The organism is Oliverpabstia sp. (genome assembly GCF_022785585.1).
Lineage (GTDB): Bacteria > Bacillota > Clostridia > Lachnospirales > Lachnospiraceae > Oliverpabstia > Oliverpabstia intestinalis.
In genome coordinates this window covers 1-11,125 of record NZ_JALFPR010000088.1, presented here as the reverse complement: position 1 = coordinate 11,125, position 11,125 = coordinate 1, and the positions used below count along the sequence as shown (strand labels likewise).

Below are 11,125 nucleotides of genomic sequence, written 5' to 3'. Positions count from 1 at the left end.
TCAGCCACTTGAGTACTTCTGCACGTCACTGATTACTCAGTGAGCAAAATCAATTATACTAAAACATTTTACATTTGTCAACGGTATTTTTTACATTTCTTCAAATTCTTTAATTGTTTCTTCGATTCGTTGTTTTACCATCGCCGCAATCTCCGTTGTCTTCATCCCCTGGTATTTTTCATACGGGATTGGCTCCAGAAAATGTACCTGTACCGTCAGCTTCTTAATAGAATTCGTATCAAAGGATTTGTACGAATCGATCAGAGCCACCGGCACGATGGGGCACTGGGCTTTGACTGCACTTTTAAAACTCCCGCCTTTAAAGTCCAGAAGCTGATTTCCCTTCCGGCTTCTGGTTCCCTCGGCAAAGATCAGATAGTTCCGGCCTTCTTTCACTTCTTCTGCTACCTGTTTGATCACCTGCAACCCCTGACGTAGATCATTTCGATCTAACGGAATGGCTTTCATGCAGGCAAAGACCTGTTTTAAGAACGGTACATTCTCCACTTCTTTTTTCATCACTACCGAAAACGGACGTGGGCAGACTTCGAGTATTGCCAACACATCATATAGCCCCTGATGGTTTGGAAAAAACATGAATCCATCCTGCTTCGGGATGTTTTCCACTCCATAGGCATCGATGGTGATACGACCGCCGATATTCGCCCGGCGGTCGATCATTTTTAATATCTGATATCTTTCTTCTTCGGTGTATTTTTCTACGTGGGCTGCCGTATAGCACAGTTTAAACCAGCCATACGGAACAAACCACAGATTCCGTAACACCATTAACAGAATTCGTTTCATTCTTCAGACTCCGTATCTTCCTGTTCGTTTACTTCTGTATTTTCTTCTTTTTCCCGTACTTTTGCGATACTCGCAACAGAAACTTTCTCATCCAGGTTCATCAGTTTGACACCAGATGTGATTCTTCCCAGAATTGAGATATCCGAGCAGGCAATCCGGATAATGATTCCTTCGGTGGTGATCATCATTACTTCATTGTCATCATTGACTGCCTTTACCCCTACCACATTACCGGTCTTTTCAGTAATCTTATAGCATTTCACACCTTTTCCGCCACGATTCTGTACGGAGAATTCGCTCATGGAGGTACGTTTACCCATACCTTTTTCCGATACGATCAGAAGGTAATCACCCTGGGAGCACAGCTGCATGCCGATGATTTCATCCCCGTCACTAAGGTTGATACCACGAACACCCATGGATACTCTTCCGGTGCTTCTGACATCCGTATCTTTAAAGCGGATACACTGACCGTATTTGGTTGCCAGAATGATATCTTTCTTGTTATCTGTGAATTTTACTTCGATCAGTTCATCGTCATCTTTCAGAGAGATAGCCGCAAGACCTGTCTTTCTGACATTTGCATAATCCTGGATCGGTGTTTTCTTCACGATACCGCTCTTGGTTGCCATGAACAGGTACTGACCCTGGCTGTAATCTTTCAGGGACAGAACCGCTGTGATCTTCTCGCCCGCCTGTAACTGTAACAGGTTGATGATTGCCGTACCACGGGCAGTTCTTCCTGCTTCCGGAATCTCATATGCTTTCAGGCGGTACACTTTACCCATGTTGGTAAAGAACATCAGATAATGATGGGTCGTTGTCATCAGCAGTTCATCGATATAATCGTCCTCGATAGTCTGCATACCCTTGATACCCTTGCCGCCACGGTTCTGGCTTCGGAAATTATCTACGGTCATTCGTTTGATATAGCCTAATTTTGTCATGGTAATGACGGTATTTTCATTCGGAATCATATCCTCCATGGAAATATCGAACTCGTCAAATCCGATGGCTGTCTTTCTCTCATCACCGTACTTTTCACTGATAGCAAGGATCTCCTCGCGTATCACGCGAAGCAGCAGATTTCTGTCTGCCAGGATGGCTTCCAGTCTGCGGATACGAGCCATCAGTTCTTTGTATTCTGCTTCCAGTTTTTCTCTTTCCAGACCGGTCAGTGTACGAAGACGCATATCTACGATGGCCTGTGCCTGTGCATCGGAAAGTTCAAAACGTTCCATCAATCTGGCTTTTGCCACCTGAGTATTCTCAGAACCACGGATGATACGAATCACTTCATCGATATTATCCAACGCCTTTAAGAGCCCTTCCAGAATATGAGCACGTTCTCTTGCTTTGTTCAGATCGTACTGGGTTCTTCTGGTCACAACCTCTTCCTGATGAGCCAGATAATGTTTCAGTATCTCCATCAGATTCATGACCTTCGGCTGGTTGTTGACCAGTGCCAGCATGATCACACCAAAAGTATCCTGTAACTGCGTATGTTTATACAGTTTGTTTAACAGTACATTTGCATTGACATCTCTTCGCAGTTCGATGCAGATACGCATACCTTCTCTGCTGGAATGGTCATTCAAAGCGGTGATACCGTCTATTTTCTTTTCTTTTACCAGATCTGCGATTTTTTCGATCAGTCTGGCTTTGTTGACCAGATACGGAAGTTCCGTAACAATAATCTGGCTCTTTCCGTTTGGTAATGTCTCAATATTCGACACTGCGCGGACACGGATCTTGCCGCGGCCTGTCCGGTACGCTTCCTCGATACCTCTGGTTCCAAGGATCGTTGCTCCGGTTGGAAAGTCCGGTCCTTTTACAATCTTTAAGATCTCTTCGATCTCGGTATCCCGGTTTTCTTCCACGATATTATCAATGATCTTCACCACCGCAGCAATAATCTCTTTTAAGTTATGTGGCGGAATGTTGGTCGCCATACCTACCGCGATTCCGGAGGTACCGTTTACCAGAAGGTTCGGATAACGGGCCGGAAGTACCGTCGGCTCTTTTTCTGTTTCATCAAAGTTCGGAGCAAAGTCCACGGTATTTTTATTGATATCCGCAAGCATCTCCATGGAAATTTTACTCAGACGCGCCTCAGTATATCGCATGGCAGCCGCGCCGTCTCCATCCACAGAACCGAAATTTCCATGGCCGTCAACCAGCGGATAACGGGTGGACCAGTCCTGTGCCATATTAACCAGGGCTCCATAGATAGAACTGTCACCGTGCGGATGATATTTACCCATGGTATCACCAACGATACGTGCGCATTTTCTGTGTGGTTTATCCGGACCGTTGTTCAATTCAATCATAGAGAACAGTACTCTTCGCTGTACCGGCTTTAATCCGTCTCTGACATCCGGCAGCGCACGGGATGCGATGACACTCATGGCATAATCGATATACGATTCTTCCATTGTCTTTTTCAGATCCACCTCATGAACCTTGTCAAAAATATTGTCTTCCATCTTTTTCTCCTATTCGTAACTGTTCAGTACCTTCAAGGAATATTTCTTACTGAACAGTTATCTTTTTCATCCTTTGGATTAAATATCAAGATTTTTAACTTTTAATGCATTTTCCTCTATGAACTCACGACGCGGTTCTACTTTATCTCCCATCAGAGTGGTAAAAGTAAGGTCAAGTTCCGATGAAGTCTCATCGTCCATGGTCACACGAAGAAGCACTCTTCGCTCCGGATCCATGGTGGTCTCCCACAGCTGATCCGCATCCATCTCACCCAGACCTTTGTATCGCTGGATCTTGTTGTTACCGTCTCTTCCGATCTCAGTCAGGATATTATCCAGTTCCTTATCGTCGTATGCATACCAGATTTTCTTATTTTTCTCAATTTTATACAGCGGTGGCTGCGCCAGATACACATATCCCTGTTTGATTAGTTCCGGCATAAAACGATACAGGAACGTCAACATCAGGGTAGCAATATGTGCACCGTCCACATCGGCATCGGTCATGATGATGATCTTGTGATACCGCAGTTTGGAAATATCGAAATCTTCATGGATACCGGTACCAAATGCAGTGATCATGGCTTTGATCTCCGCATTGCCGTAGATTCGATCCAGACGGGCTTTCTCCACATTCAGGATTTTTCCACGAAGCGGCAGGATCGCCTGGGTTGCACGGCTTCTCGCTGTCTTGGCAGAACCGCCGGCAGAATCCCCCTCTACGATGTAGATCTCACAGTTTTTGGGATCTTTATCCGTACAGTCTGCCAGTTTTCCCGGAAGAGACAATCCTTCCAGTGCAGATTTTCGTCTGGTCAGATCACGGGCTTTTCTCGCCGCATCTCTGGCACGTTGTGCCAGTACAGATTTGTCCACGATGGTTTTTGCCACAGACGGATTCTGCTCCAGAAAAATCTCCAGCGTTCTGCTTACCACCGCATCCACTGCACCTCTCGCCTCACTGTTACCCAGCTTCTGTTTTGTCTGTCCTTCAAACTGCGGTTCTTCAATTTTTACACTGATGATGGCGGTCAGACCCTCACGGATATCTTCCCCTGCCAGTTTTTCGTTTTCTTTTAACAGTTTGTTTTTCCTGGCATACTCATTAAAAGTCTTTGTCAATGCATTACGAAATCCAACTACATGGGTTCCGCCTTCCGGTGTGGTGATGTTATTAACAAATCCATAGGTGGTTTCATTGTAGGAATCGTTATGCTGCATCGCCACTTCCACCGCCACGCCGTCTTTGTTTCCCTCACAGTAGATAATTTCCGGATATAACGCTTCCTTACTACGATTTAAGTACGTAACGAATTCTTTGATTCCGCCCTCGTAATGAAACTCTTTGACCAGTTCCTTTTCTCCACGCTCATCAGTAAGACGGATTTTTAATCCTTTGGTCAAAAATGCCATCTCACGGAATCTCTGTTTCAGGGTATCAAAATCAAACACCGTTTCTTCAAAAATCTCTTTATCCGGCAGAAACGATACCATAGTTCCTGTTTTTTCCTGCTCACACTCTCCGATGACTTTTAATTTGTATATGGTTTTTCCCCGTTCATATCTCTGACGGTATACCTTGCCCTCATGGTAGATCGTAACTTCCAGCCACTCGGAAAGTGCATTGACTACGGATGCACCTACCCCATGAAGTCCTCCGGATACCTTGTATCCTCCACCGCCAAATTTTCCTCCTGCATGAAGGATGGTGAATACAACTTCCACGGCCGGAATCCCCGCTTTGTGATTGATTCCCACAGGGATACCCCTTCCGTTATCTATGACGGTAATGGAATTATCTTCCTGAATTTTGACATCGATTACATCACAAAATCCAGCCAGTGCCTCATCAACTGCATTATCTACAATCTCATAGACCAGATGATGAAGTCCGCGGATCGATGTACTTCCGATGTACATACCGGGTCTTTTTCTGACCGCTTCCAAACCTTCCAATATCTGGATTTGATCTGCTCCGTATTCTGTACTCATCCTTATCCTCCTAAATTTTTATTTAAAAATCAATTTTTCCTTCGGTCACCCGAAATACTCTGTCAATCGAAAAATTATTCTCGATCAGTTCATCCAGACCAGTACATGTGATCACCGTCTGGATATTGTGAATGCTCTGCAGCAGATAATTCTGCCTGCTGCTGTCAAGCTCCGACAACACATCGTCCAGAAGAAGGACCGGATGATCCTTCGTCACCTTTTCCACCAGATAGATTTCTGACATTTTTAAAGAAAGAGCTGCCGTACGCTGTTGCCCCTGAGAACCATACTTTCGAATATCGATTCCGTTGGTCTGTACACAAAAATCGTCTCTGTGAGGACCTACGGACGTCACACGGAAACGAAGATCTTTTTCTCTCGCACTCTGCAGTTTTTCTTCAAATACTTTCTCTTCCACATCCGGTTCATACAACAGCCGGATCTCTTCTTTCTTCCCGGTCAGGTTGCTGTGGATCTGCCGGATAATCTCTCCCAGTTCTTCCATAAACTGCCTTCTCAGAGAAATGATCTTCTTCCCGTAAGAAACCAGCTGCATATCCCACACATCCAACGTCTCCGTCAATCCGGGCTGAAAACCGATGTCTTTTAACAGCTTATTTCGCTGATTTAACACCTTATTATAACTCGTCAGCTCCTGTAAGTAAACTTTATTTAACTGACAAAGTTCCAAATCCATAAATCTTCTCCTCTCGGAAGGCCCGTTTTTGATGATATTCAGGTCTTCCGGAGAGAATGCCACAAGATTCACGATGCCGAAAAGTTCTGCTGCTTTCCTGATCGGAATCCCGTCGATGGCGATGCCTTTGGCTTTATTTTTTTTCAGATGCATATCGATCTTATGCGATACACCATCCTTCTTTACCATCATCCTGATATGTGACTCGTCCTGTTCAAACCGGATCATCTCTTTATCCTTACTTCCCCTGTGAGATTTTGTGGTTCCGCAAAGATAAACAGCCTCGAGCACATTTGTCTTCCCCTGAGCATTATCTCCATAAAGGATATTCGTCCCCGGGTCCAGAACAATAGACAGTTCCTCATAGTTTCGAAAATTTTTCAATTCCAACGATTCAATGTACATACTTTTTATTTTTCAATCCGCAGTTCCTGTCCGTCAAAAGAAACCACATCTCCGTCGTATAATTTTCGTCCTCGTCTTATGTCAACCTCGTTGTTTACCTTTACTAAACCATCCTGGATCACCAGTTTTGCTTCCACGCCGTCTTCCACCAGGTTCGCAGCTTTCAACGCCTGCCCGAGTTTGATATATTCGTCTCTCAGTTTAATTATTTCCATTTTTTCTCACTTTCTTACCGTGCGGTATTAAAATTCACCGGAAGAATCAGATAAATATAGGATTCTTCTTCGTTTTTGATGAAACAAGGAGCCTTGGGATTGACCAGATAAATAGAAATTTCTTCATCATCGATCACTTTCAGCGCGTCGATTAGAAACTTTGGATTGAATCCGATCATAATATCTTTTCCTTCTTTATCGATATCGATTTCTTCATTCATGGAACCCATCTGGGAATTGATGTTCAGCTGCATACCGGTATCATCGATCGTAATAATGATCGGTTTTTTGTCACCTTCTTTTACAAAAAGTGTGGCACGGTCGATACAATCGAGGAATTCCCGTTTATTAATCTTCACTTTTGTCTCATAATCGCTGGAAAGCATTTGATCGATCCGGAAATATTCTCCTTCGATTAGTCTGGAAACAACTACTGTATCATCAAATTCAAAAACAATATGATTGTCTGTAAAGAAAATCTTTACCTGATCTTCTACTTCACCCGAAAGGATCTTGCTGATTTCATTTAATGTCTTTCCAGGAACGACAACCTTTCTTGAAGGGTAATTGTTTTTCAATTCAATTTTCCGAATAGCGATCCGGTGACCGTCCAGTGAAACTACTTTCAAGATATTTTCTTTCATTTCAAAGAGTTCGCCGGTCATTAGTTTGTTATTTTCATTTGCGGCAATTGAGAATATTGTCTGACGAATCACCTCTTTTAATGTAAACTGCGAGATTTCAATACCTTCGCTACGTTCAATAACTGGCAGATAAGCGAAATCATCTCCAGATTTTCCTGGAATTGTGAATTTTGCTTTTTCACAGGTAATTGTTGTATTCAGGTTAGTATCTGTTTGAATGCAGACATCACTGTCCGGAAGTTTACGGATAATATCAGAAAAAAGTTTTGCATCAAGAGCAACAATACCTTTTTCTTCAATGATACCTTTCACTTTTGTTTCAATACCCAGTTCCATATCATTAGAGGTAAAAGTGATTTCCGTTGCAGAAGCATCTATCAGAATACATTCTAGAATGGGCATGGTTGTTTTAGAAGAAACAGCCTTCAGTGAAATGTTGACGCTCTTTAATAATTCGTTTTTGGCACAGATTAATTTCATAATGTGAATAACTTCCTTCCCTGAACCCGAGGGCTCATGTATAAAAAAATAATAAGAAATTCGTAGTATTCGTAGTAGGGGCTGTGAAAATGTGTAAAAGTAGTATCAGCCCCGAAAATATAAGGAATTTTCCATTGGATAACTGTGTGCATCCTGTAGAAGATGTCTGTGTATGATTTGTGGATGCCCGAAGCCCGATTACTTTGTCCACACAACATACACAGGGAATTCACAAACAGAATGTGGATAACTCATACTTTCTAGGAAGGGCATTTAATTTCCCGGCTGAAGTTTTTTCTTCAGAATTTCAATTGCTTTTTGAGTTGTCTGTGAATTCTGTAATTCCTGTTCGATTTTGTCGCAACCGTGCATGATAGTTGTATGATCACGATTTCCCATACACTGACCGATGGATTTCAGCGGAATATTGGCCAGCTCACGGCAAAGATACATGGCAATCTGCCGAGGATAGACGACTTTACTGTTTCTTTTTGTACCAATAATATCCTCCGGTGTGATGTCATAATGTTCGGCCACAGCATTGATGATATATTCCGGAGTGATGATCTTCTTATCATTTGGAGAGATGATATCTTTCAGTACGGTTTCGGCCAGCTCCATCGTAACTTCCCGTTTTTCCAGGTTTGCATAAGCGATAATTTTATTTAAAGATCCTTCCAGTTCACGAATATTGGACTTAATGTTCTTGGCAATATATTCAATAATGGAATCATCCAGGTTGTAACCGTCCATTTCTTCTTTTTTCCGGAGAATCGCAACACGGGTCTCGTAGTCAGGAGAAGAAATATCAGCCAACAGTCCCCATTCAAAACGAGAACGGATACGATCTTCGAGAATTTCCATATCTTTTGGTGGTTTATCACTGGAGATAATGATCTGTTTTTTAGCACTGTGCAGAGCATTAAAGGTATGGAAAAATTCTTCCTGTGTAGATTCTTTTCCGATGATGAACTGGATATCATCGATCAGTAAAACATCGATGTTTCGGTACTTTTCACGGAATTTTGTCATTGCGGTATTGTTACCGTTTCGGATTGCTTCGATCAGTTCATTTGTGAATTCCTCACTGGTGGTATACAGAATCTTGGTGGAAGGATTTCTTTCTAATATAAAGTGTGCAACGGAATGCATCAGATGAGTCTTTCCAAGACCAACACCTCCATATAAAAAGAGAGGATTGTAGATTTCTCCCGGAGATTCTGCTACGGCCAAGGATGCAGCATGGGCAAATTTGTTGTTGCTTCCGACGACAAAGGTATCGAAGGTGTATTTTGGATTCAGGTTTGCTATTTCCATGCTGGTATTATAATTAGTAGAAACAGGGACGTCTTTTTCTACATTTTGTATATCTTCCGGCAGGACGAACTTAATGTCGTAGTCGGACCCGGTTAGTTCTGAAATAGCAACTTTCAGTGGGAGGGCGTACTTTTTGCTGATATAGTTAAGTCCAACCTGCTGAGAAGGAACCAGTATGGTAACCACCTGGTCATCGATACTGTGAATCGTCAGCGGTTTTAACCAGGTTTTAAAAGAGACATCTGATAATTCGTGTTCTGTCTTTACTGTTTCCAATATTTCGTCCCATTTTTCGTAAATAATGTTCATGATTTCCTCCATAAGTGCAAGGCAGCTGATAGAACGAGCTACTTTCTCTACCATATCTTATAATAAAATGTGGATTTTAGCAACGACTAAATGTGGATAAGTCGATAAAAAAACAAAGGACAAATACTTATCCCGTGGATAAATAAAAAGGCAGCGGAAGTTATGCACATAGAAAAAGACAGAAAAACAGGGAATTATGGGAATTGTCCAAAATGTATACACATCAAATACAGTAGTTATCCACAAGTTATCCACATCGGGTGGATAACTTACGTAAACCATGTGTACAGTCGGTGTAAAGATGTGTGTAACCGAATATGGGAATCAGCAGTGTTCTATCCAGGGCAGTATTATCTGCGGGAACAGCAGGAGCAGGAGATACTTATTTTAGCGATAAATTGAAAAAAATCAGGAAAAAACGGCGATTTTACTTGACGTAGCATTTATTTATGAATATAATTGAAACGATGTTTTCTGACATACATGAAAAGACGATCATAACCGAATAATGGATATTAAAGGAGGTGCCTTAGATATGAAAATGACATTTCAGCCGAAAAAGAGATCCAGAGCAAAAGTTCACGGATTCAGAGCAAGAATGAGTACAAAAGGTGGCAGAAAAGTACTGGCTGCCAGAAGATTAAAAGGAAGAAAAAGCTTATCAGCATAAGACATAAGACCGCATACATTGTGGTCTTTTCTTCTATCTAAAAGATTTAAAAAAATTTTCTTTAAAGGTAAGGAATTTCTATGAAATATAAAGATGCAGAGAGCTTAAAAAAGAACAGAGATTTTCAGCTGGTATATAAAACAGGAACATCTTATGTAAATAAATATTTAGTCATGTATGCAAGAGAGAATCAGCTGGGGAAAAACAGAATCGGAATCTCCGTCAGTAAAAAAGTGGGCAACAGTGTAGTGCGCCACCGGCTCTGCAGACTGGTAAGAGAAAGTTACCGGCTGCATGAGGATGTATTTCGTAGAGGGTTTGATATTGTTGTGGTAGCCCGCGTGAGTGCAAAAGAGAGAACGTTTCGTGAGATTGAGAGTGCATTCCTACACCTTGGCAGGTTACATCACCTTGTAGAAAAGGAAGAACATGAAAGCAATATTGATTAAAGGAATCAGATTCTACCAGAAATATATTTCCCCTTTAAAGAGTACCAAGTGTCCTTATTTTCCGTCCTGTTCGCAGTACGGACTGGAGGCAATTGAAAAATACGGAGCGTTTAAGGGCTCTCTTTTAGCGCTATGGAGGATCTTACGGTGTAATCCGTTCTCCAAAGGCGGAGTGGATCCGGTTCCGTAGATTGATGTAATGGGAATTACATTTAAGGAGGAAACATAATTGAATATCGTAATGACGAAGGTTTCGATGCCTATTATCGGATGGGTAAGTGAAATTCTGGGATGGATGATCAATGTGATATACAGCGGTCTTGAACTGATCGGGATCACAAACATCGGTTTGTCCATTATTTTATTTACACTGGTTGTATATCTTCTGATGACTCCGTTGCAGATCAAACAGCAGAAATTTTCCAAGTTAAATGCTGTTATGCAGCCTGAGATCCAGAAGATCCAGAAGAAATACAATGGTAAAAAAGACCAGGATTCTATGATGAAGCAGAATGAGGAGATCAGTGCTGTATATCAGAAATATGGTGTATCTCCAACAGGAAGCTGCGTACAGCTGTTGGTTCAGATGCCGGTTCTGCTGGCTTTGTACCAGGTAATCTATCACATTCCTGGATATATCTCCGGAGTAAGAAA

The 11,125-nt window shown here is 42.1% G+C and carries 11 protein-coding genes; 4 read left to right on the top strand and 7 right to left on the bottom strand.

Annotated elements, in window-relative coordinates; translation table 11 throughout:
- Positions 1-90: 90 nt before the first annotated feature.
- The 7 genes from MSA64_RS06050 to dnaA form a co-directional block, all read right to left on the bottom strand.
- A complete protein-coding gene (locus MSA64_RS06050) occupies positions 91-807 on the bottom strand; it encodes a lysophospholipid acyltransferase family protein (protein ID WP_106492076.1) in 717 nt (238 codons plus the stop codon).
- Entirely contained in the window at positions 804-3,293 is a 2,490-nt protein-coding gene (gene gyrA, locus MSA64_RS06045) for a DNA gyrase subunit A (RefSeq protein ID WP_154432753.1), read from the bottom strand. The genes MSA64_RS06050 and gyrA overlap by 4 nt, the downstream gene beginning before the upstream one ends.
- Before the next feature lie 78 nt (positions 3,294-3,371).
- On the bottom strand, positions 3,372-5,285 hold the full coding sequence (gene gyrB, locus MSA64_RS06040) for a DNA topoisomerase (ATP-hydrolyzing) subunit B (protein ID WP_154432754.1): 1,914 nt from the start codon (positions 5,283-5,285) through the stop codon (positions 3,372-3,374).
- A 22-nt stretch (positions 5,286-5,307) separates the two neighbouring features.
- Positions 5,308-6,387 carry a DNA replication/repair protein RecF gene (gene recF, locus MSA64_RS06035; RefSeq protein ID WP_118568321.1) on the bottom strand — a complete coding sequence of 360 codons (1,080 nt, stop codon included), beginning with the start codon at positions 6,385-6,387 and terminating at the stop codon, positions 5,308-5,310.
- A gap of 5 nt (positions 6,388-6,392) precedes the next feature.
- Positions 6,393-6,602: an RNA-binding S4 domain-containing protein gene (locus tag MSA64_RS06030; protein WP_022171427.1), complete on the bottom strand. Its 210-nt coding sequence runs from the start codon at positions 6,600-6,602 to the stop codon at positions 6,393-6,395.
- A gap of 14 nt (positions 6,603-6,616) precedes the next feature.
- Positions 6,617-7,726, bottom strand: coding sequence for a DNA polymerase III subunit beta (dnaN, locus tag MSA64_RS06025; protein WP_154432755.1), 1,110 nt, complete (start codon positions 7,724-7,726; stop codon positions 6,617-6,619).
- Between the two features lie 273 nt (positions 7,727-7,999).
- Complete coding sequence (gene dnaA, locus MSA64_RS06020; RefSeq protein ID WP_154432756.1) at positions 8,000-9,352, bottom strand: chromosomal replication initiator protein DnaA; 1,353 nt, start codon at positions 9,350-9,352, stop codon at positions 8,000-8,002.
- A gap of 535 nt (positions 9,353-9,887) precedes the next feature.
- Between dnaA and rpmH the strand changes: the two genes are divergently transcribed.
- The 4 genes from rpmH to MSA64_RS06000 all read left to right on the top strand — a co-directional run.
- Complete coding sequence (gene rpmH, locus MSA64_RS06015; protein WP_022171424.1) at positions 9,888-10,022, top strand: 50S ribosomal protein L34; 135 nt, start codon at positions 9,888-9,890, stop codon at positions 10,020-10,022.
- A gap of 80 nt (positions 10,023-10,102) precedes the next feature.
- Complete coding sequence (rnpA, locus tag MSA64_RS06010) at positions 10,103-10,471, top strand: ribonuclease P protein component (RefSeq protein ID WP_022171423.1); 369 nt, start codon at positions 10,103-10,105, stop codon at positions 10,469-10,471.
- Entirely contained in the window at positions 10,452-10,661 is a 210-nt protein-coding gene (gene yidD, locus MSA64_RS06005) for a membrane protein insertion efficiency factor YidD (protein WP_106492082.1), read from the top strand. Before rnpA ends, yidD begins: the two co-directional genes overlap by 20 nt.
- Positions 10,662-10,727: 66 nt before the next feature.
- The coding region (locus MSA64_RS06000) for a YidC/Oxa1 family membrane protein insertase (RefSeq protein WP_418888105.1) at positions 10,728-11,125 on the top strand (398 nt) is incomplete at its 3' end.